A 22,982-nucleotide genomic window follows, 5' to 3' on the forward strand; every position below is an offset into this window, starting at 1 on the left:
AAGTAACATATCTATTGCAGTAAGATTACAGTAAGAATAGAAATGTTGCCTGAATAGTCCAGACTAACTGCTGTCACAAACAGAAGGGACAGCAATTACTGAACGTCATGCAAGAATACTTTAACGAACAAAAAAAGTTTTAAATTTCAATTTCTATGTCCGTAAGCGGACGACAGCTGCAAGGTAAGATTTCCCCTGAATTAACAAAGGCTAACGGTTTATTCATATAACCCACTTTTCCTTTTACCAGACGGACACGACAAGAACCGCAATATCCTTGCCTGCATTGGTATTCAAGCTGAACCTTGCCATGTTCCAGAGCTTCCAGCAAGTTATTGTGAAGAGTAGATGAGTAGTAAGCGTATAAACCCTGCCTTAACGGCAGGGTAACTTTATAATCAGCCATATCAGAGTTCGAAACCGCTGAGATCCTCAGTATTGACTTCCGAATCAATCTGACCAACCAGATAAGAACTGACTTCGACTTCCTGTGGAGCCACCTGAACGTTATCAGAAACCAACCACGCATTGATCCATGGAATTGGATTAGAGCGAGTTTCAAACGGTAACTTCAAGCCAACTGCCTGCATGCGAATATTAGTAATATATTCAACATATTGACACAGAATATCTTTATTCAAACCAATCATGGAGCCGTCTTTAAATAGATAATCAGCCCACTCTTTTTCCTGCTCTGCCGCCTGAACGAACAAGTCATAACACTGCTGTTCACACTCTTTGGCAATTTCCGCCATTTCAGGATCATCCTGACCCGAACGCAACAGATTCAGCATGTGTTGAGTTCCTGTCAGATGCAGGGCTTCATCACGAGCAATCAATTTGATGATTTTAGCGTTTCCTTCCATTAGCTCACGTTCAGCAAAAGCAAATGAACATGCAAAACTAACGTAAAAACGGATCGCTTCCAGCGCGTTCACGCTCATCAAACACAGGTAAAGTTGTTTTTTCAGCCCGCGCAGGTCAACATTGACTGTTTTTCCTGCAACCTCGTGCGTCCCTTCACCCAACAGATGATAGTAGTTGGTCATTTCGATCAGATCGTCATAATACGCGGAGATATCTTTAGCGCGTTTCAGTATCTGTTCGTTCTCCACGATATCATCAAACACCACAGCAGGATCATTGACGATATTGCGGATAATATGTGTGTAAGAACGTGAGTGGATCGTTTCAGAGAACGACCACGTTTCAACCCATGTTTCCAATTCTGGAATGGAAATCAGCGGCAGTAACGCCACATTCGGGCTACGGCCTTGGATAGAATCCAACAGCGTCTGATATTTCAGGTTGCTGATGAAAATATGTTTTTCGTGATCTGGCAATGCATTGTAGTCAATGCGATCACGAGAAACGTCTACTTCTTCTGGGCGCCAGAAAAAGGAAAGTTGTTTTTCAATCAGTTTTTCAAAAATAGGGTATTTTTGCTGATCGAAACGAGCCACGTTAACAGATTGACCAAAAAACATTGGCTCTTGCAACTGATCATTTTTTACTTGCGAAAAAGTGGTATAGGACATAGTTTCCTCTAATTAAATCTTACACGCGCCGCCTTCACAATCGGAGTCAGCAGACTCAACGACTTCTTCCAAATCACCCTGAACATCTTCTGCCCCATCACGGGTGTTGTGGTAATACAGTGTCTTCACGCCATATTTGTAAGCAAGCAGTAAATCTTTCAGCAATTGGTTCATTGGAACCTTGCCATTAGGGAAACGTGCCGGATCATAATTGGTATTGGCAGAAATTGATTGATCGATGAATTTCTGCATGATCCCTACCAGCTGTAGATACCCATCATTGCTTGGCATTTGCCACAACAACTCATAAGCACCTTTCAGTAAATCATAATCAGGTACAACTTGGCGCAGGATACCGTCTTTTGATGCTTTCACACTGATATAACCACGTGGTGGCTCAATACCATTCGTCGCGTTTGAGATCTGCGAAGATGTCTCTGACGGCATCAGTGCAGACAACGTTGAGTTACGCAGGCCATATTGTTTAATGTCACGGCGCAAAGTTTCCCAATCCATATGCAGAGGTTCACTGGTCAGCGTATCCAATGTCTTTTTATAAGTGTCAATTGGCAGAAGACCTTGTGAATAAGTCGTTTCGCTAAACCACGGACAAGCTCCCTGCTCTTTCGCCAATTTATTTGAAGCTTTCAGCAGGTAATACTGGATGGCTTCGAATGTCTTGTGAGTCAGGTTATTGGCGCTTCCATCAGAATAACGCACACCATGTCTCGCCAGATAATAGGCAAAATTAATGACACCGATACCCAAAGTACGACGCCCCATTGAACCCTGTTTTGCCGCAATAATCGGGTAATCCTGGTAATCCAACAAAGAATCCAGCGCACGAACAGCCAAATCTGCCAATTCTTCTAATTCAGTCAGGTTTTCAATCGCACCTAAATTGAACGCAGACAGTGTACACAGCGCAATTTCACCATTTTCATCGTTAATATTGTTCAGTGGCTTCGTTGGCAGTGCAATTTCCAGACAAAGGTTCGATTGGCGAACAGGCGCAATAGCAGGATCAAACGGGCTATGAGTATTACAGTGGTCAACATTTTGAATGTAAATACGGCCCGTTGAAGCTCGTTCCTGCATCATCAATGAAAACAGTTCAACAGCTTTAATTCGTTCTTTACGAATATTGTTGTCATTTTCATACCGAGTGTACAAACGCTCAAATTCATCCTGATCTGCAAAGAATGCATCATACAGTCCGGGAACGTCAGATGGGCTGAAAAGAGAGATCTCTTCGCCTTTGATCAAGCGCTCATACATCAATTTGTTAATTTGTACGCCGTAATCCATGTGACGAACGCGGTTGCCTTCAACACCACGGTTATTTTTCAGTACCAACAGGCTCTCAACTTCCAAATGCCACAATGGATAGAACAATGTTGCAGCACCTCCACGAACCCCTCCCTGAGAGCAAGATTTCACCGCTGTCTGGAAATGTTTGTAGAATGGAATACAACCTGTATGGAACGCTTCCCCACCACGGATCGGGCTACCCAATGCACGGATGCGGCCTGCATTTACACCAATGCCAGCGCGTTGAGAAACATATTTCACAATGGCACTGGATGTTGCATTGATAGAATCCAGGCTATCACCACATTCAATCAGTACACAGGAACTGAATTGACGGGTTGGCGTACGCACCCCCGCCATGATTGGCGTTGGCAATGAAATTTTGAAGGTGGAAACCGCATCATAGAAACGACGGATGTAATCCAGACGTGTTGCTTTCGGATAAGTGGAAAACAAGCACGCAGCAACCAACATATAGAGAAATTGGGCACTTTCGTAAATTTTACCAGTAACACGGTTTTGTACCAAATATTTCCCTTCCAGCTGCTTAACCGCTGCATAGGAAAAATCCATATCGCGCAAGTGGTTAATAAAACTGTCCATTTGCTCGAATTCTTCTTTGGAATAGTCTTCCAGCAAATGTTTGTCGTATTTACCTAAATCGACCATCTTCGCAACATGATCATAAAGGGCAGGTGGCTCAAACTGACCATAAGCTTTTTTACGCAGGTTGAAGATCGCCAGACGTGCTGCCAGATATTGATAATCAGGCGCATCTCCGGAGATGAGATCTGCGGCGGCTTTGATCATGGTTTCATGAATATCGGATGTTTTGATGCCATCATAAAATTGAATCTGGGAACGCAGTTCTACTTGTGATACAGAGACATTTTTCAGACCTTCAGCAGCCCAAGTGACAACTCGGTGAATTTTATCAAGATCAATTTGTTCTTTATGTCCATCACGTTTGGTAACTAGCAGACTCTGGTTCATGGGGAAATACACCTTCTCTCTTTTCGTATCCCGCCTATAATATTTTTTTCTTGGCCTCTTGACAGCACAATACTCCCACCATGGCTCAAGTCCTGTTGGGAACTCCATTGCTATTCATCACTACATTTCGTTATTACGTTGTTACTACAGGATGACAAGAAACACAATATATAGGGGGTAATTAAAACGGTAATAACAAGATAATGTTAATTTCGCGTTTTATCAAGTGTACAAATCAGGGTAGTTTTGTGGATAACTTGAGGATTAATTTTGCCAAAAAGCCGATAACCTGCGTAGTTACTTGATGTTAGTTTCACGAGGCTATCGACAAAACAGGAAAATAAAATCTTAAAAATAATATCTAGTTGCCGCTTTATTAATCCTTTAGTGACGACTTTCAGGCTGAGTGAGTATGTAACATGTAGTTCACGTCTACATTGTGTCCAAGCCGGAATTTATCTGTTAACGGATTGTAATGTAACCCTATAATATGTTGCTCTTTTAACGGAGTTTGATCAATCCAGTTAATCAATTCAGAAGGACGAATAAATTTTTTCGCGTCATGTGTTCCCTTCGGCACCATCTTCAGGATGTATTCCGCACCAACCACTGCCATCAACCACGCTTTCCGGTTACGGTTAATCGTTGAAAAGAAAACATGCCCCCCGGGTTTGACTAATTTTGCACAAGCGCGCACCACCGATTCAGGGTCCGGCACATGTTCAAGCATCTCCATGCAGGTCACGACATCATAGGCGTGCGGGTTCTGCTCAGCATGGCTTTCTACCGTTTCCTGAACATAAGAAACAGAAATGCCTGACTCAAGGGCATGCAAGCGAGCAACTTGCAAAGGCTCAAAGCCCATATCCAACCCTGTCACATCTGCGCCTTCATTCGCCATACTTTCTGACAGGATGCCTCCTCCACACCCGACATCCAGCACTTTTTTGCCAAAAAGGCCATCTGCACGTTGCAGAATGTAATTCAAACGCAGCGGATTAATGCGGTGCAGTGGTTTAAATTCACCGTCCAGATCCCACCAACGGGAAGCGACGGCTTCAAATTTTTCGATTTCCTGCTGATCCACATTGGCGTGGGAAGAAATGTTTGAGTCGGGCGTTTTGACGTTCATCAGCGATATTGCTCCTAGGAACTGTTTCACAGAAAACTGCTTCAAAGAAAATGCAACAGTATTATGAGGATGTGTGATAGAAAACTATTATACATGCCTTAATCTTGAAATACCCGCATCGAGTTTTTATAAAACTGTCAATTTGTGGTATAATTCTAAGCCTTTGAATTCGGAGTATGAGGGACAGTGGCTCCATGAGCGACATTGCCAGAGAAATCACACCGGTCAATATCGAAGAAGAGCTGAAAAGCTCGTATCTGGATTATGCGATGTCCGTTATTGTTGGACGCGCACTGCCAGATGTTCGAGATGGACTGAAGCCAGTACACCGCCGAGTACTTTTCGCGATGAATGTATTGGGAAATGATTGGAATAAACCCTATAAAAAATCTGCCCGTGTTGTCGGGGATGTTATCGGTAAATACCATCCGCACGGCGACAGCGCTGTTTATGATACGATTGTTCGTCTGGCGCAGCCATTTTCCATGCGCTATATGCTGGTTGACGGTCAGGGGAACTTTGGGTCAGTAGATGGCGATTCAGCAGCTGCCATGCGTTATACCGAAGTACGCATGTCAAAGATTGCCCATGAATTGCTGGCAGACTTGGAAAAAGAAACTGTTGACTTTGTACCTAACTATGATGGTACAGAGCAAATTCCTGAGGTCATGCCGACCCGCATCCCTAATTTACTGGTGAATGGTTCATCAGGGATCGCGGTAGGTATGGCAACCAACATCCCGCCTCATAACTTGTCTGAGGTGATTGATGGTTGTCTGGCTTATATTGATGATGAAAACATCAGTATTGAAGGCTTGATGGAATATATCCCTGGCCCTGATTTTCCTACGGCTGCCATCATCAATGGTCGTCGTGGTATTCAAGAAGCTTATCGTACTGGCCGTGGTAAAATTTATATCCGGGCACGTGCGGAAGTTGAAACTGACGAAAAAAATGGCCGGGAAACCATTATCGTCAATGAAATCCCTTATCAGGTTAACAAAGCCCGCCTGATCGAAAAAATCGCTGAGCTGGTAAAAGAAAAACGCATTGAAGGGATCAGTGCATTGAGGGATGAATCCGATAAAGATGGAATGCGCATCGTTATCGAAATTAAACGTGATGCCGTCGGCGAAGTAGTCCTGAATAACTTGTATTCATTGACTCAATTACAGGTTTCATTTGGCATCAATATGGTTGCCCTCCATCAAGGACAACCTAAGTTACTTAATCTGAAAGATATTCTGTCTGCGTTTGTTTGTCATCGCCGCGAAGTTGTCACGCGCCGGACGATCTTTGAACTGCGCAAAGCCCGCGAACGTGCCCATATTCTTGAAGCACTGGCGGTTGCGTTGGCAAATATCGATCCTGTCATTGAATTGATCCGCCGCGCTTCCACGCCTGCTGAAGCTAAAGCAGGGCTGATTTCCCAGCCATGGGAACTGGGTAATGTTGCCGCCATGCTGGAACAAGCTGGTGACAATGCCGCTCGCCCTGAATGGCTTGAACCAGAATTTGGTATTCGTGACGGTAAATATTACCTGACTGAACAACAGGCACAAGCGATCCTGGATCTGCGCCTGCAAAAATTGACAGGCCTGGAACATGAAAAGCTGCTCGATGAATATCGTGAGTTGCTCAAAGTTATTGCCGAGTTACTGTTCATTCTGGAAAGCCCGGAACGTTTGATGGAAGTTATTCGAGAAGAATTGCAGGCCATCAAAGAACAATATAATGATGCGCGTCGGACTGAGCTGACCGAAAATTCAGCAGACATCAATATTGAAGATCTGATCAATCAGGAAGACGTCGTGGTGACGCTATCCCATCAGGGGTATGTCAAATACCAGCCATTGTCTGACTACGAAGCGCAGCGCCGTGGCGGCAAAGGGAAATCAGCCGCACGTACCAAGGAAGAAGACTTTATTGAGCGTCTGTTGGTAGCCAATACCCACGATACCATTCTTTGTTTCTCCAATAAGGGCAAGATGTACTGGATGAAAGTATATCAATTGCCGGAAGCAAGCCGTGGTGCCCGTGGTCGTCCAATTGTCAATTTATTGCCATTGGATCAGAGCGAACGAATTACCGCCATTCTGCCTGTACGTGAATATGAAGATGGGTTAAACATTTTCATGGCAACAGCAAGTGGTATCGTCAAGAAAACTAAACTCAGCGAGTTCAGCCGTCCACGCAGTGCCGGTATTATCGCCGTCAATCTGAATGATGGCGATGAGCTGATTGGTGTTGACCTGACTGATGGCAGCAATGAAGTCATGCTGTTTTCTGCACAGGGTAAAGTTGTTCGCTTCCTTGAAGAAGAGGAAGAAACACTGGAAGATGGTACTGTTCGTGTGAAAGGTGTTCGCGCGATGGGACGTACCGCAACAGGTGTCCGCGGTATCAAACTCAATGAAGGCGATAAAGTTGTTTCTCTGATCATTCCCCGTGGCAAAGGAGAGATTCTGACAGTCACCGAAAATGGTTATGGCAAACGTACTGCCGAAGATGAATACCCAAGAAAATCTCGTGCAACTCAAGGCGTCATCTCCATTAAAGTCAGTGAGCGTAACGGCAACGTCATTGGTGCAATTCAAGTAGAAACAACTGATCAGATCATGATGATCACTGATGCAGGAACCTTGGTAAGAACCCGAGTTTCCGAAGTCAGTGTTGTTGGTCGTAATACTCAGGGTGTCACTCTGATACGCACAGCTGAAGATGAAAAAGTTGTTGGTTTGCAGCGAGTGGCAGAACCTGATGACGACGAAGATGACAATACAGAAGTTCCTTCTGTAGAAGGAAACGATAATTCAGAAAATTAAGGGGCATTCATTTTCCTTAATGTTTTAAGATAAATGAGATTTATCCTTATTTACAACAAAGCAGGCATTAAAGTGCCTGCTTTTTTTGGACGATTTATTGACGAAGAATTTGTAATAAACAAATGCCACTTTGTATTCCTGCTACACTAGTATATGCTGTCAATAGTTATTATTAATCACGTTTTTCATCAGGCGATCTCTTGAGATATCTATCTTCTTTCCGAACGTCATTAAAGATATCCCGTTACCTTTTTCGGGTGCTTGGTTTTATGATATGGGCACTCGGCGCCTTACTAACCAGTTTTTATCTATATAATCTTTTTAATACAACCAAAGCAAATATTAGTGATGAATATAATTTAGACTATAATGTAGCAAATGATTTTATGAGAAATATGCTCGCCTCTCTCCGGGATATTAAGTATATAACAGAGAAATATTTATCGCCGGGATATGAAAAAGAGATAATAATTGCCAAAAAATACAATAACCCCCCTTTCTCATATATCCCTCTGAACTCAAATTCAAATTGTGAACTTTTGCGTGAAAACTCTCATCATAATTTAGATTCACTTGATCAATTAGTTTCGTTCTGGAAGAACAATATTGTTGCTGTAACCGAAATAAACAAAACATTCTTTGTTGATATACAAAGCATGTGCATGATGTATTTTTCCTCCAATAACACAGCAGTGGAGCCAAATGTTTTACGAAAATCGATTTACGTAAACATTCGAAAGTTGCTTAGCATGAAAGACCAGGGAGGAGCACAGACTGTATATTGGCTCTTACCCAACCTCAAAGCAAAAGCTGAATCAGGCTGGTTTTATTCCTTCATGCCCATCATCGTTAACGGAAAAATGATAGGGGCAATTGGGGTAGAAAAACCTATTCGAATGGACCTTCTACTGAAAAGAAAGAATATGCCTATGACAGTCATGTTATTAAACGAACATCAACAGATTGAACTACAATACCCAGCAATAACGGATGATAAACCTGCATTTACAAATTCCAGCTTAAAACTCATTGAGTTTGGTTATGACGAAAACTTTACCTCTATAGTAGCGGTACGACGTATGGTGCCGTCTGATGTGTACATTGCCCTCTCGGTACCACTTAGATATGTTTATGAATCAATCAGAGTTGATATTATTTACAGTGCCATATTGAATACTCTTTCTGCGATTTTTATTATCTTTTTTGTTTGGCTTTTTGAACGAAGAATGTTTTCTCCCGCAGAAGATAATGCAGTGCAATTGGAAGAGCATGAACAGTTTAATCATAAGATTGTTGCCTCTGCCCCCGTAGGGATCTGTATTCTAAGGGTCAGTGATGGTGTTAATATTCTTAGTAATGAATTAGCCCATAATTATATCCGAATGCTGTCATATGATGACCAAAAACGTATCATTGACATCATTTGTGATAAGACAAGTAGTTATATCGATGTCGTTACCAGTAATAACAACCACTTGCAAATCAGTTTTGTACACTCGCGATATCGCAATGAAGAAGTTGCAATCTGTGTATTAATTGATGTCAGCACTCGTGTAAAAATGGAAACATCGTTACAAGAAATGGCATCAGCAGCAGAACAAGCCAATCAGGCAAAATCAATGTTTCTTGCAACAGTCAGCCATGAGCTGAGAACACCACTATATGGCATTATTGGCAATCTGGAGCTAATGCAATCTCATCCATTACCACCGAACTCCATGCGATTGTTGTCAACAATGAACAATTCATCATCGCTATTGCTGAAAATCATCAGTGATATTCTCGATTTTTCTAAAATAGAATCCAATCAGTTAAAAATCGAACCCAAAGATTTTAATTGCAAGGAAGTCATTTCCCATGTTATTTCAAATTATCTTCCGCTGATGACTAAAAAAGGCCTGTATTTATACTGCTATATTGATCCCGATATTCCCGATATCATTTACAATGATCCGATCAGATTGCAGCAGATTGTCTCTAACTTACTCAACAATGCAATCAAGTTTACCTCATCAGGCTGTATCATCATTGAAATGACATTAAGACACGGCTATTTGTATACCAGCATCAAAGATACAGGCGTTGGAATTGAAGAAAAATTACAACTTCAGTTATTTGAACCATTTTTTCAAATCAGTGCTAACAAACAATTCTCTTCACAAGGCACAGGGCTAGGCCTGGCGATTTGTGAGAAACTCACCAATCTGATGGATGGTGATATTGAATTTATTTCACAAAATAATATCGGTAGTATCTTTTCTATTCGCCTGCCACTGTATGGCGTGAAATTTCATGAGGAATCTATTCCTGAACAGCGAGCTCAAAAAAAGGTTCTTCTGGCTATCCGCAATGGTTTTCTGGAAAAATATTTATATCACTTTTTGTCACAAAAACAGTTTCAGGTCGCCCTCTATAATGGAGAAGAAACAGATGATGTTGAATTATTAATCACAAATCAATCAGATGAATTGAATATTGTTGCTCATCACTGCATAGAAATATCAGAAAAACATATAGGCCCACCAATAAAAATCAAAGAAAATTATTGGTTGTATAATACCTATGAATTAAGTGAACTGTATGGTTTATTGGATAACCTGCTCACAGAGCATAATTTATTGCCAGCAGTTCCCGTTTCAAACCAAACCGCACAAGCGGATACCCGGCTGAGTGCAGTGAAAGTATTAGTCGTTGACGATCACCCCATTAATCGACACTTGCTAGTTGAACAATTAAACGCTATCGGATTCACAACATCTATGGTGAATGATGGCTTTGATGCTATAGAGCACCTGAAAAATAATTCGATTGATATTATTCTTACAGACGTCAATATGCCCAATATGGACGGTTATGAGTTAACTCAATATCTGAGAAACCAAGGTTGCACCAAACCCATTATCGGCATTACTGCCAATGCATTGGCAGAAGAAAAGCAACGTTGTACCAGTGCAGGAATGAATAGCTGTTTATCAAAACCAGTCTCACTGGCTGTATTAAAAGAAGAATTAATACAGTATATCAATGTCTGACAATGATTAAATTCAAAATAATGATAATAAAATCGGCAACTCATGCTACCGATTTTTTATTAAGCAAGATGTCCAATAGCTCTTTTCAAATTTCTTTATCAATAGTGACAGAAGATAAATAATTAAGCAGTGCAATATCGTTATCTACTCCCAGCTTTAACATGGCTGATTTTTTTTGGCTACTAATAGTCTTAATGCTGCGATTAAGTTTCTTGGCAATATCTGTCACAAGAAGACCTTCGGCGAATAAGCGTAAAACCTCACTCTCCTTCGGAGATAATCTTTTATCTCCATAACCATTGGCATTCATTTTTTCTAGTAACTTGGAAACACTTTCTGGTGTGAATTGTTTACCTTTCTGCAAAGCAGAAAGTGCTTTAGGTAAATCAGTTGGTGCTCCTTGTTTTAAAACAACTCCCTCAATATCAAGTTCAAGTATTGCGCTTAAAATAGCTGGATTATTGTTCATTGTCAGAACAATAATTGCCAATGACGGATAATGCCGCTTAATATATTTAATTAAGGTGATCCCATCTCCATATTTATCCCCCGGCATTGATAAATCCGTTATAAGAACATCTGCTTCTATATGTGGCAAACTATTAATGAGTGTAGTTGAATTCTCAAACTCACCGACTACATTCACCCACTCAATTTGTTCGAGAGATTTGCGGATGCCAAACAAAACGATGGGATGGTCATCGGCAATAATGACATTAAGGTTATTCATATTATTGGTTACCTTGCTGCAACAGCTTTGTGACAAAGGAATCAATGAGGCTGATGCTATTTTCGATTTCTACTTCATTATTGTCTGCTATGTGTTTTTCCAACGCCTCACATGATGATCTGAGAAATTTTAAATCTAACATAGCAAACGCACCCTTAAGGCGGTGTACCGTTTGCGAAAGTAATAAAAAATCATGTCGTTCCATATCAGTATACAGTTTAGTTATATCCATAGGTACTGTCTCTATGAATAATTTTCTATAATCACTGTCTACCAGCTGATTATGATAATTTTTGATAATATCGCAGATATTATTACTATCAGTATCATAAATAAGATCAGTGTCCTTTATTGACGTACTTTCTGGTTCAGATATTTCAGTAACCTCTCCGGGTTCCTCTAAACTGAAATTTTCTTCAATCAGAAGTGATATTGCATTGATAACAGCATGAACAAAGTTGTAATTACATTGAACCAAACCCGGTTTTACCTTTTTGAATCCTGGTAAATGATCCACTAATAACAGTGTTGGCTTTTCCTCTTTGCTTTGTTTATCCGTAAGGATAATATCGTATTCACCTGTAACGTTATCTTTACTTTTATCAAAACATGCCGCTCCATAATTATTGAGACAAGTATAAATGATTTTTCTGACCTCGGGATTATTGATATCCATTAAGACAGTAATCCCTTCCAGTAGCTGAGGTGTTTCATCAATGCCATCACTGACCTGCGACAAAGGCAGGTTGATGCTATAATGTGTACCTAATCCCAATTTACTTTTGATTTTAAGGCTTCCTCCCATTTTTTTACATAACTGATTACATAAATAAAATGTCATATCAGAATGGGTAGAATATTTATCTTCTACCACCTTATTCAAAAATGGGTAATTCAAACTGTTCAAATCTCTTTCGCTTAAGCCTGAACCACTATCCATCAGATCTATCTTAATCTGGCTATCATATTTACCGGAACTATTAATTATCAGCGATATTTTCCCATAACTGGTGGTTGTCATCGCATAATTAAATAGCAATTTAACTATTTTACTTAACGCGGCACCATCACCAATGAATAAAGACTCATGAGAAATATTGAAATGGTAATAAAGCCGCAATCCCTTTGCATTTAACGTTGGTAAAGAATCATTCAAAATATCTTCCAACCGTGAGGATAGTGAAAAAGCCTCATTCACAGGTTGCCAAACATCTGACTCTAATTCATTGAGCAAGGAAATATTTTTTACCCATTCAATAACAAAACCTGATTGAGACAATAATTTATCCAATAGTTTATGCTCATTTTCGTCTTGTGATATCTGCTTTAACTGAATAGCAACCTCATTTAGTCCTTCAATAGGATATTTGATTTCCTCGTTAATATTTGACAGCATTGAGCGTCTGGCTTGAATATTCTTATCATATTCCCGATGGGCAAGTTGCAGTCTCTTATTAGCCATAACCTCCTGATCTTTGTCTTGCAACAAAAATAGATAAGTTTCCGGTAAGAAACTGTTGCTATGCATTTTCACTTCATAAATCACATCATCAATAGATGTCTGAATGATCCCATGATGTTGTTTCGCCATTGCCTTGACTTTATTTAAATCCAGATAGGGTATCAACTGTTCTGCAATTTTGTTGCTCATTATCATTTGGTTTGATTCAAAATCATAGACCAGCAAACCGATAGGTATATTCGATATTATGTCACTATTCAGAGAATCCTTTATTTTCATATCATGATCCATGGATTCATTTGGTGCAATATATCGCCGGCGAATATAGAATAATCCACTTAAAGAAAACAAACAGAACAGTAATATTGACAGAAGAAGCCAGACATTTCTGAATAATAAATCAACAATAAGGGCTTTCAGAGGAACCTGATATGTCAATTTATACGGTAGGATATTAAGTGGCTGAGAGAATTCCAGCCAAAAACCATTCAATGAAACCTCAACTTTATTCGAATCATCAATATCGTATAAGCTGGCTGGATTCAGACGGAAATTTGCAGGTAACATATCAACTGATAAAAGATTATTGATAGGTAGATCAAACGCAATAATCGTGGTTACTTGCCCTGTTGCATAAAATGCGGCTTTGTAGCTATAGAAATAAATATTTTCTCCACGTAACATATGAATGCGTGAAAGGCTTTCCTTCTCCTCTAATGTAATTGATTGTTCCAACATTTCAGTACGCTTAGCCTCAGGTGTTAACGTTAGGTAACTTTCCTTGAGCCTCATTTCCGGTTTTAAAAACGGGTGAGTCGTTACCAATAATAAATTATTGTCCCGCCCATTGAGATAATATATGGATAAGTATTCACTGCTCGCTCCCCAGAGAATTTCCATATAATTGGAAAGGCTTTTAGCAAGTTGCAAACTGGTGTCGTTATACTGCCCCAAAATAATAGTATCGATAGTTTGATTGTGATTTTCCAGCCAGTAGACATCAGAGCGTATTTTCAGCAATGATGTTGTCTCCTGAGAGGAGATTGGCAAAGTATTAGATTGCTCAAAGATACGATTTGCATGATACCGATACTCATTAATCTGCAATCTCATTTTTGCTGTTACACTACTGATAGCATATTTTTTCTCCATCAGCCAAATATCAAAATAGTTATACCCGAATAAAAATAGAGACATAAAAAGCAAAGTGACAAATAACGTGTAAAAACGAGGAATGGCGGATGGCTTGATAGGTGGTTGTTTATACATTATTTGGATAGTAACCTTTAGTAGGAATATATCTTGATTAATATAACATCACTGTGTAGATAAATAAGCCAGTGTATCTGCTTAATACTAGCAGGTTAGATAATAAAAAGGCCACAATAGTTCGAAGAATGAGCAAACAGTAAAAAAACACAATTTTTTTCACTAAAGGGCTAGACACATCAAAGCGATATAGGCATAATCTCGCGCCATGGAAGGATGGCCGAGCGGTCGAAGGCAGCGGTCTTGAAAACCGCCGATGGGAAACCATCCTAGAGTTCGAATCTCTATCCTTCCGCCAAATTTCGCCGGCTTAGCTCAGTTGGTAGAGCAACTGACTTGTAATCAGTAGGTCACCAGTTCGATTCCGGTAGCCGGCACCATATAAGAACCCGTTATCTCTCAAAAAGATAACGGGTTTTTTCTTTTTGCATTTCCACGATACCAAACGGTCTGTGTGACATATTTGTGACACCATCTTAAAATGGAACATCATTTGCTGTGCATGCTCCGGCAGATTTCTCCTTTGAAACGCAGCAAACGTATCGTCAGCACTCCCCATGATGCCTTCCTTGATTTAGTTTGTTCTGGGCGTATTGATGACGCTAATTCAGTACGGTTGGCAATTGCAGACCAATATATCGTCAGTGCCAACCAGATCATCCTTCGATAAGCCTTTAAAGATGGCTTATTGGCCTGCTTATTGGCCTGCCTTTTACCTTATCAATTACATGATGCCACTGACTACCTTGTTTAAACGGTATTGAAAAAGACCGGGAAACCAAACAGCCAGCATACCTGTGCCATTAAATATTTTCGTCCGTAGATTGAAACACAGATAAATAAACAACCAAGAAAATAGTAAAGTTTGATTTACACCTGATGTATTACAGATTTGACAGCTATAAATCAATCATTTAACCTGCTGTTCATATAACTATTTTTCAACATAATTAAAAACGAGGATCGCGTGAAAAATCGCACTATTGGCAGTATTTTTATTGTCGCTGGAACGACGATCGGAGCAGGAATGCTGGCAATGCCATTGGCGTCAGTCGGAGTCGGTTTTAGCACAACCATAACTATGTTGATTTTCTTATGGGGATTGATGAGCTATACCGCCCTTTTGTTGGTAGAAGTATATCAACATAACCAAACCGATTCCGGGCTTGGAACGATTGCGAAACGTTATCTTGGTAATCCGGGGCAATGGTTAACAAGTTTTGGTATGTTATTTCTGCTGTATGCACTAACTACCGCTTATATCAGTGGATTAGGTGAATTATTATCCATAAACCTTTCTTCATGGTTTAATAGGCCGGTTTCCCTTTCTTCATCGATTATTGCTTTCACCATATTTGTCGGCGGGATTGTCTGTATCAGTACCCGTTCTGTTGATTTAATCAATCGGTTCTTATTTACCGCAAAAATTATTTTTCTGGCGATCATGCTGAACGTTATGATCCCGCATGTAGATAAAGTCAACCTGATGACAATGCCTGTGGAACAGGGGCTGATTTTATCCGCCATCCCTGTCATTTTTACTTCGTTTGGCTTCCATGGAAGTATACCCAGCATTATTCGCTACATGGGAGGAGAGACAAAAAAACTACGTAAGGTGTTTGTTATTGGGAGTGCTATCCCACTTGTTGTCTATATTTTGTGGCAAACCGCCACTCTCGGTGCGGCATCTTCCTCCAATAGTTTTATCAATATAATTTCCCAGAATCCTGGCCTTAACGGCTTATTATTGGCGATAAGGGAAGTTGTGACTGTACCCGGTGTAGAATTCACTGTTCACCTTGCGATAGCCACTTCATTTCTTGGCGTTTCTTTAGGGTTATTTGATTACCTTGCTGACCTTTTAAAACGCAGCAACAATGCCAAAGGGCGTTTACAGACAGGATTAATGACTTTCGTTCCGCCATTACTTTGCTCCCTGTATTACCCTAATTTTGTCATGGCCCTGACATTTGCCGCTGTTGCCCTTTCCATTCTGGCACTCTTGTTACCTTGTCTTCTTGTTTGGCGCTGCCGCGCAGAAAATAAGGGAGGGTATCGTGTCAAAGGAGGGAAACCTGCCTTAATCTTTGTCTTCCTATGCGGAATTGCAGTTATCGCCATTCAGATCTGCATCGTGACAGGTATCTTGCCGAAAGTAGGATAATTGATATTTGTTTAAGATTATCCGCACCAGCATGAGTGCGGATAATCTTGGTCAATCCGTTATTAAAAACTCACACCCGCACCAACATAAAAACCATCGGAAACTTTATTGCTCTGGTGATCGCCCTTCCCTTTTATATCAATGATGCGATAACCCGCGTTGATATTCAGGGGCTTGAAAAATGTATAACGAACTCCCCCTGCCGCCTCAGTATAAGAATCTACTCTTGTTGTTAACCCTGATGGAGCGCCATAAGCCTCACCATACAGGGACAGGGAGGGTGTTACCGCCCAGCTAAGACCGGCACCGGCAGCGAGTGCTGCACCATCTTTTCCCTCTTTGGGAGACAGATAAAGTGCTTTGCCACCAATCATTGCCGTTAATGGCCCGATGGGAACACCAAACGACGTACCCAGACTGCCGGTTTGACCATGATGATCACTACGGGTCCAATTCCCACTGAAGGATAACCCCGCGTCTTTATCACCAATTCCCACGGATGTGCTTGTATTGTGCTTGCCTACTTGCGCGTCGACAGAAATCGCATTTGCTGTGCCCGTTACAAAGAGCAAACTGGCTACGCTGACAGCAATAAAACCTTTCATACTCTTATCCCTTTCAAATGGGTGAATATCACTATGATCTCAAATCATGACGAACCTAAAATCATTACGGTCTGAGTTATTGTACTGCAAACCCTATGGCGACACAGGTAACAGATGCAATGAAACATCTATATTTATCAAGATATGTAAATACGTTGATTACTCACTCAATTCTGATACCCATTGCTTAACCTGCCGGCGTGAAACTTTTATCCCGCCATTTTTTAGCCGCTGAGGTAAAAGATAGCAGGCAATCGGGCGTTGAAAAGGTGCAAGTTTATCTGAAAGCCAATCAATAAGCGTTTCTAGCAATTTTGGGTTTTGTGTATCAATGACGGCAACTGGCCGATGACCGAATTCAGCATCAGGAACGGGAATAACAAAACTTTGCTCTATTAAAGGATGTTGGTTAATAACTCGCTCGATATCTTCGGGCTGAATGCCTTCTCCGCCACTGAAAAACTGGTTATCCAGTCGCCCCAGGAGCCGCAACTCTCCCAGCTCAAACACCCCTCGGTCACGCGTCGGAAACCATCCTTCTTTATTGGTCAGAGAAAGCAATTTTCCATCAAACCAATAACCGCTGGCAATACTGTCAGCACGGATCTGAATCTCTTCATCCACTAACCGAATGGATTTTCCGGGAAGTGAATTACCCACGCCAGAACGTTCATCCGCACGCTTGGCACAAACCGTTGATGCCATTTCTGTCAGGCCATAACCGCACCAACAACGAATGCCCAACCGTTCAGCTTCTTGGGTCAATGCCGTTGGTATTGTGTCCCCCCCCAGCAATACCTCTTTTAAGGTTAATGGATACTGGCGAGGCTGCCCCAGCAATCGCCAGAGCTGGGTCGGCACCAGTGACGCATGGGTACAGCCAGATAGTGCCCGATCCAATGGCTGTAAACCTCTCAACACCAATTTCGCGCCTGTTTGTAACCAGCGCCAGAGTATTCCCTGACCGGAAACATGAAATAACGGCAACGAAAGCAGCCAGCTGTCATCAGGTCCAAAATCCATGCAGGAAAGAACTCCCTGAGCACTGGCAAGATGGGCACGAACAGAGTGTACGGCAGCCTTGGGCAATCCAGATGAGCCTGACGTTAAGATCACACTGGCAGGACGATAATTATCCCATGATCCCCCTTGCTCTGGCATCACAGCTGCTTCCTGAAGCCAATCAATTTTTCTTGCCTGAATCGCAGATGACGGAGAATCAGTGAAATCAATGCCGTAATCCATATTGAGATGAGGCAACAATTCTGACAATAACGTGTCGGGTAACAGGGGATTGAGGGGCAATACTCTTGCCCCGCATTGTAAGGCGGCTAAATAGCACAATAATATTCCCGAACCATTCTTTCCCCTAAGAAGGATGCCGCATCCTTCAGCAAGCCCTTGTTGACGGAAATTAGCCGCAATCCGGTTAATTTTATTTGTTAATTGCAGCCAGGTTAATTCATCACCATATAATTGTATGGCCGGCTTCTCAGGATAAACTGCCGCCCAATGCTGCCATGGCCATTCCGTCCATTCAGTCATTGTCTGGTTTGTTACAGACATTCATCGCTCCACACGGTTTCCAGCTGCTCCTGTGTGACACACGGAATAGTGCTATTTGGCCAGCAACGAATGAGTTGTGACTGAATAAGATCCAGCGTATCCAAGCCGGGAACCGAATCCGGCGTCAGCCAGTGCGCCAAACGGGCCAATTGTGTCAAACCAAAACTCGTTTCGATACTGGAACTAATCACGGCTTCCAGCCCTGACTGATGTGCTTCAGAAATCAATTGGCGGCAACGGGCAAGACTTCCCACCAACGTCGGTTTGATAATAATGGCAGAAACCCCGTCCTGAGCTTCTACTGTAAAACCAGCTTCACGCACACTTTCGTCCCAAGCAATGGCAATACCGGTTTCACGGCCAAATGCCAACGATTCTTCACGGGTTTTGCATGGTTCCTCGAGGAAAGCGATCCTCTGCCGATAATCCGGATTAACATATTTGGCAAACCCCCCAGCTTTCAAACGTGTCCAACTACGGTTAGCATCCAATCGCAGTTGAAGATCGGGAACGGCTTCCAGCATTACATTCACAACCATGCCATCACGGACCGCTTCATATAAGCCAACCTTCATTTTTGCAATTTTATGATCGGACAGACTTCCCAAACGCAAGATCACATCATCAGGATCTCCGGTACACAGGGGGGCTTTACGATAATCAGCGCCCTCAGGCAACTCACCGTTCAGTTCAGCTAATGCACAGCTGACACCAAATGCCACAGAAGGAAGAGCGCTATCTTCCGGTTGCATCGTATCTTGCACAGGGTTATGACACCACTGCTGAAGCCATTCCAGCGTTGATTCTTTAGCCTGATCCAGCGTTTCATGGCTGAATTCAGGTAACGGGGAAATCTCCCCCCAGCCATCCCGCCCATTTTCCCGCAAATGAACTAAAAGGCCATCCCGGGTTTTCAGGCGCTGATAACGCAAGATCACGCCTGCTTCCATTGGCAAACTGAATTGATATAACGTTGCTTTGCGCATTATGGGTTACGCTTGAATTTACTGAAATCAGGGTGACGTTTTTCATTAAATGCATTGCGTCCTTCCTGCCCTTCCTCCGTCATATAGAACAGCATCGTGGCATTCCCCGCCAGCTCCTGCAAACCGGCCTGACCGTCACAATCTGCGTTTAATGCCGCTTTCAGGCAACGTAACGCCATCGGGCTGTTTTCCAGCATTTCACGACACCAGCGAACTGTTTCTCTTTCCAGTTCAACATAAGGTACGACGGTATTGATCAATCCCATATTCAACGCTTCTTCTGCATTGTATTGACGACACAAGAACCAGATTTCGCGCGCTTTCTTTTGCCCTACGATCCGCGCCATATAAGAAGCTCCCCAACCTCCGTCAAAAGAGCCGACTTTCGGGCCTGTCTGACCAAAAATAGCGTTATCTGCCGCAATCGTCAGGTCACACATTAAATGCAATACGTGCCCTCCCCCAATGGCATATCCGGCAACCATTGCAACAACAGGTTTCGGGCAAGTGCGTATCTGGCGCTGAAAATCCAATACATTCAGGTGATGTACCCCGCTGTCATCTTTATAACCGCCATAATCCCCACGGATTTTCTGATCTCCTCCGGCACAAAATGCTTTTTCACCCATTCCGGTCAGGATAATAGCGCCAACAGAATCATCATAACGAGCTTCGGCCAGTGCCTGAATCATCTCTTTGACGGTTTGAGGGCGGAACGCATTGCGTACTTGTGGACGATTGATCGTGATCTTGGCAATCCCCTCTGAAGACTTATGATAAAGAATATCTTCATACTGTTGAGAGCAATCCTGCCACTCAACAGGGGCATACAGTTTTTCTTCGCTTGGGTAATACATGACTGGGTTTCCTTAACCACAAAGTGATAAAAAATGGTTCACTGCGGCAGAAAAAGCCACAGGAGCGCCATAATGAGCATTATGTCCAACTTTCGGGATGGTTTTTAACGGTAATGCATACTGTTTCGCTATTTCCTGAAATTTAGTATCTTTTTCCCCACACAGGTAAGCGAAAGGTATCGTCAGTTGCAATAAATCAGGAACCAGCCAGGGTTGGCATCCTAACGAGGTATTTTCCAACATATCAGCAATGCAATTTCCCTTGTTCTGGCTGCGGAGGTGAACCAGTTGCTCACACTGCCTGACAGTCAAGCCATCAAATACCGGCTGCTGATACCAATCATCCAGCACGGATGCTATCTTTTCATGCCGGAAACGATGTGCCCAATGGTGATCTTTCTGCAACCTCGCCTTGCGATCACCTTGGGAGAACAGGCCGGGATTCCCGCCTTCCACCAGCAATCCCTTCAGGCCATCATGCTGACCGTAAACGGCATGGTACATGGCAATCCGCCCGCCCAATGAATATCCGATCAACCAATAATCATTGATTTGATATTCCGATAAGGCCATCCCCAGCAACTCATCCATTTCCGCAAAACCGCCGGTTATCGTTATATCGGTTGAACCACCATGTCCGGGTAAATCAATAATCAAAGACGGATATTGATCGCAGGTATGCACCAGAGGAAGCCAATCTTCGCCTGTTCCCAACAATCCATGCAGATAAACCAGCCACGGTCCCTGATGATGTGAATGGAATGTTTGACTGTGCAGTTTCACAACATTCGCTTTCACAATATCGTTACCTGTTCTAATAATTCTTTCAGGCACATTGCACCGTCACTACCAGCGACTTTTATCTCAATCAATGTTGCCTCTTTACACGTCCATGCACGTTCAGCCTGTTGCCGGAGTTCCGGCCAATTTTTTGGGGCAGCATAATTCAGGCCGAACATGGCTGAAGCGTGGGAAAAACTGACATCCTGCGGCATGCAATAAAAACGCTGCCGCACTTTCTGCGGTGTCGGTAACAGTGAAAAAATTTGTCCGCCATTATTGTTCACCACAATCAATACCAAAGGCGCAGAAAGATGGCGCAATAAAGCCAGACTGTTCAGATCATAAAGGGCAGAAATATCGCCGATAATGGCCAGTGTTGGTTTACCGGCAGCACGTTGTACACCGGCAGCAGTCGCGATTAACCCATCAATGCCACTGGCACCACGATTACTGTAAACGGGATACCCGGCAGGCAACTGCCCCAATGCATCAATTAAACGGACAATCAAGCTGTTGCCGACAAACAATTGCCCCTGTTCCGGCAACAATTGGTGCAACTGATGGGCAATGGCCGCCTCACTGAATTTTCCCGCCAATTTTGCGTCAACGCATTTAAATGCGTTATTTGACCACAGCGCTAATTCATCAGCCCAAGACAATGACTCGGGCGACGTATAGGCAGGATGCTCCCGCAACCAATCAGACACACAACAGGTAAATTTACGGCCCTGATGGTTTGCCGGATCAAGTCTTCCCGCAATTTTATCCACAATCCAGTACTGCTCAGGCCGGCATTTGGCTTGCCATTGCAACAACCTTTTTCCGGTCAGGCTGGCACCAAATTGGATAACCAGCTGCCCCTGAGCCAGAATCTCCTGAGCGCGGGGATGATTCAGCCATAAATCAGCACAGGGCAAAGGCTGGCCGGTTTGGGACAATACATCGCCAATCAATGGCCAACCCATCTCTTTGGCCCACAGTGCAACCTGTTTTCCCTCTTCTGCACTGATCCTTCCCGCCAATACAATTCCCTTTTTTTGCCGCCAGAAATCCCAGTCATCCATCTTGATGCCAGCACAGCTCTCTGATTGCACCAGCCAGGGCATGTTCCCTTGCCACCATTCTCCCAACGTTTGCTGCCAATCCTGATACTTCTCCCTCTCATTGCCATACAAGGGTTCAGCAAACGGACAATTAACATGCAGAGCGCCCTGTTTCAGATTTGACATCTCATTATCAATTGCAGAAACCAGCCAGCTGGCAGGTATTTCGATGGTCGGGCGTGGCAATGCAAGTGCTCTGGCTGGATGGGAGGCAAAAATGCCTATCTGGCGAATGGCTTGATTCGCTCCACAATCAATCAGTTCTGGCGGCCTGTCTGCGGTGAGAAAAACCAACCGTTCTCCTGTCAGCCCCGCTTCAATCAGGGAAGGATATAAATTAGCGACCGCCGTTCCCGATGTCACAATCACCGCCACAGGCTCTTTGCTTGCCTTTGCCAGCCCCAGAGCCAGATGCCCCAACCCGCGTTCATCAAAATGTGTATGGCAGATTAATTTATGATTTTCAGCAGCAGCCAATGTCAACGGTGTAGAACGGGAGCCGGGAGCAATACAGACATGGCGCAATCCATAGCGGGTCAAAGCCTCTAATAACAGTTCCGCCCAACGACGGTTTAATGCGCTGTTTGACATATGATGCCCAAGGAGTTTTTTTCAAAAGCAAAATT

General features: G+C 42.7%; 16 protein-coding genes and 2 tRNA genes. 6 read left to right on the forward strand and 12 right to left on the reverse strand.

What is annotated here, in order from left to right:
* Positions 1–139: 139 nt before the first annotated feature.
* The 4 genes from yfaE to ubiG all read right to left on the reverse strand — a co-directional run bounded on the left by yfaE (position 140) and on the right by ubiG (position 4,974).
* On the reverse strand, positions 140–406 hold the full coding sequence (gene yfaE, locus Xsze_RS17825; protein ID WP_038235739.1) for a class I ribonucleotide reductase maintenance protein YfaE: 267 nt from the start codon (positions 404–406) through the stop codon (positions 140–142).
* Position 407: 1 nt separating this feature from the next.
* A complete protein-coding gene (gene nrdB / locus Xsze_RS17830) occupies positions 408–1,538 on the reverse strand; it encodes a class Ia ribonucleoside-diphosphate reductase subunit beta (protein ID WP_038235737.1) in 1,131 nt (376 codons plus the stop codon).
* Between the two features lie 12 nt (positions 1,539–1,550).
* The gene (nrdA, locus tag Xsze_RS17835; protein ID WP_038235735.1) at positions 1,551–3,842 is read right to left on the reverse strand and encodes a class 1a ribonucleoside-diphosphate reductase subunit alpha; all 2,292 of its coding nucleotides are present in this window, start codon (positions 3,840–3,842) and stop codon (positions 1,551–1,553) included.
* A gap of 397 nt (positions 3,843–4,239) precedes the next feature.
* Positions 4,240–4,974, reverse strand: a complete 735-nt coding sequence (ubiG, locus tag Xsze_RS17840; RefSeq protein ID WP_038235733.1) for a bifunctional 2-polyprenyl-6-hydroxyphenol methylase/3-demethylubiquinol 3-O-methyltransferase UbiG — start codon at positions 4,972–4,974, stop codon at positions 4,240–4,242.
* 194 nt (positions 4,975–5,168) lie between these two features.
* Here ubiG and gyrA point away from each other — a divergent pair, with 194 nt between their 5' ends.
* A complete protein-coding gene (gene gyrA / locus Xsze_RS17845; protein ID WP_038235731.1) occupies positions 5,169–7,799 on the forward strand; it encodes a DNA topoisomerase (ATP-hydrolyzing) subunit A in 2,631 nt (876 codons plus the stop codon).
* A gap of 200 nt (positions 7,800–7,999) precedes the next feature.
* Entirely contained in the window at positions 8,000–10,831 is a 2,832-nt protein-coding gene (gene rcsC, locus Xsze_RS17850; protein ID WP_071991753.1) for a two-component system sensor histidine kinase RcsC, read from the forward strand.
* A gap of 85 nt (positions 10,832–10,916) precedes the next feature.
* On the opposite strand, the gene rcsB is transcribed toward rcsC, so the two are convergent.
* Positions 10,917–11,561: a response regulator transcription factor RcsB gene (rcsB, locus tag Xsze_RS17855; RefSeq protein WP_038235727.1), complete on the reverse strand. Its 645-nt coding sequence runs from the start codon at positions 11,559–11,561 to the stop codon at positions 10,917–10,919.
* 1 nt (position 11,562) lies between these two features.
* A complete protein-coding gene (rcsD, locus tag Xsze_RS17860; RefSeq protein ID WP_038235726.1) occupies positions 11,563–14,292 on the reverse strand; it encodes a phosphotransferase RcsD in 2,730 nt (909 codons plus the stop codon).
* 210 nt (positions 14,293–14,502) lie between these two features.
* On the opposite strand from rcsD, the gene Xsze_RS17865 reads away from it, so the two are divergent.
* The 4 genes from Xsze_RS17865 to tyrP all read left to right on the forward strand — a co-directional run bounded on the left by Xsze_RS17865 (position 14,503) and on the right by tyrP (position 16,456).
* Positions 14,503–14,590, forward strand: a tRNA-Ser gene (locus Xsze_RS17865).
* Between the two features lie 6 nt (positions 14,591–14,596).
* Positions 14,597–14,672 (forward strand) — tRNA-Thr (locus Xsze_RS17870).
* Between the two features lie 113 nt (positions 14,673–14,785).
* Positions 14,786–14,962 (forward strand): hypothetical protein, encoded by a 177-nt coding sequence (locus Xsze_RS22250; RefSeq protein WP_156935868.1) that lies wholly within the window; start codon positions 14,786–14,788, stop codon positions 14,960–14,962.
* Between the two features lie 297 nt (positions 14,963–15,259).
* Positions 15,260–16,456, forward strand: a complete 1,197-nt coding sequence (gene tyrP / locus Xsze_RS17875; protein WP_038235724.1) for a tyrosine transporter TyrP — start codon at positions 15,260–15,262, stop codon at positions 16,454–16,456.
* Between the two features lie 62 nt (positions 16,457–16,518).
* Here the strand turns inward: tyrP and Xsze_RS17880 are convergent, their stop codons facing one another.
* The 6 genes from Xsze_RS17880 to menD all read right to left on the reverse strand — a co-directional run bounded on the left by Xsze_RS17880 (position 16,519) and on the right by menD (position 22,947).
* A complete protein-coding gene (locus Xsze_RS17880; protein WP_038235722.1) occupies positions 16,519–17,061 on the reverse strand; it encodes a YfaZ family outer membrane protein in 543 nt (180 codons plus the stop codon).
* A 159-nt stretch (positions 17,062–17,220) separates the two neighbouring features.
* Positions 17,221–18,627, reverse strand: a complete 1,407-nt coding sequence (gene menE / locus Xsze_RS17885) for an o-succinylbenzoate--CoA ligase (RefSeq protein ID WP_244431760.1) — start codon at positions 18,625–18,627, stop codon at positions 17,221–17,223.
* On the reverse strand, positions 18,618–19,613 hold the full coding sequence (gene menC / locus Xsze_RS17890; protein ID WP_038235721.1) for an o-succinylbenzoate synthase: 996 nt from the start codon (positions 19,611–19,613) through the stop codon (positions 18,618–18,620). The genes menE and menC overlap by 10 nt, the downstream gene beginning before the upstream one ends.
* Complete coding sequence (menB, locus tag Xsze_RS17895; RefSeq protein WP_038235720.1) at positions 19,613–20,470, reverse strand: 1,4-dihydroxy-2-naphthoyl-CoA synthase; 858 nt, start codon at positions 20,468–20,470, stop codon at positions 19,613–19,615. The genes menC and menB overlap by 1 nt, the downstream gene beginning before the upstream one ends.
* Before the next feature lie 12 nt (positions 20,471–20,482).
* A complete protein-coding gene (gene menH / locus Xsze_RS17900) occupies positions 20,483–21,268 on the reverse strand; it encodes a 2-succinyl-6-hydroxy-2,4-cyclohexadiene-1-carboxylate synthase (protein ID WP_244431759.1) in 786 nt (261 codons plus the stop codon).
* Positions 21,265–22,947, reverse strand: a complete 1,683-nt coding sequence (menD, locus tag Xsze_RS17905; protein ID WP_038235719.1) for a 2-succinyl-5-enolpyruvyl-6-hydroxy-3-cyclohexene-1-carboxylic-acid synthase — start codon at positions 22,945–22,947, stop codon at positions 21,265–21,267. Before menD ends, menH begins: the two co-directional genes overlap by 4 nt.
* Positions 22,948–22,982 lie beyond the last annotated feature (35 nt).

It is taken from the genome of Xenorhabdus szentirmaii DSM 16338 (assembly GCF_002632585.1).
GTDB lineage: Bacteria > Pseudomonadota > Gammaproteobacteria > Enterobacterales > Enterobacteriaceae > Xenorhabdus > Xenorhabdus szentirmaii.

Excerpts from the sequence above, each read along its gene's own strand:
- yfaE (WP_038235739.1), bottom strand. The coding sequence starts at position 406 with ATGGCTGATTATAAAGTTACCCTGCCGTTAAGGCAGGGTTTATACGCT.
- nrdB (WP_038235737.1), bottom strand. The coding sequence starts at position 1,538 with ATGTCCTATACCACTTTTTCGCAAGTAAAAAATGATCAGTTGCAAGAG.
- nrdA (WP_038235735.1), bottom strand. The coding sequence starts at position 3,842 with ATGAACCAGAGTCTGCTAGTTACCAAACGTGATGGACATAAAGAACAA.
- ubiG (WP_038235733.1), bottom strand. The coding sequence starts at position 4,974 with ATGAACGTCAAAACGCCCGACTCAAACATTTCTTCCCACGCCAATGTG.
- gyrA (WP_038235731.1), top strand. The coding sequence starts at position 5,169 with ATGAGCGACATTGCCAGAGAAATCACACCGGTCAATATCGAAGAAGAG.
- rcsB (WP_038235727.1), bottom strand. The coding sequence starts at position 11,561 with ATGAATAACCTTAATGTCATTATTGCCGATGACCATCCCATCGTTTTG.
- rcsD (WP_038235726.1), bottom strand. The coding sequence starts at position 14,292 with ATGTATAAACAACCACCTATCAAGCCATCCGCCATTCCTCGTTTTTAC.
- Xsze_RS17880 (WP_038235722.1), bottom strand. The coding sequence starts at position 17,061 with ATGAAAGGTTTTATTGCTGTCAGCGTAGCCAGTTTGCTCTTTGTAACG.
- menE (WP_244431760.1), bottom strand. The coding sequence starts at position 18,627 with ATGTCTGTAACAAACCAGACAATGACTGAATGGACGGAATGGCCATGG.
- menC (WP_038235721.1), bottom strand. The coding sequence starts at position 19,613 with ATGCGCAAAGCAACGTTATATCAATTCAGTTTGCCAATGGAAGCAGGC.
- menB (WP_038235720.1), bottom strand. The coding sequence starts at position 20,470 with ATGTATTACCCAAGCGAAGAAAAACTGTATGCCCCTGTTGAGTGGCAG.
- menD (WP_038235719.1), bottom strand. The coding sequence starts at position 22,947 with ATGTCAAACAGCGCATTAAACCGTCGTTGGGCGGAACTGTTATTAGAG.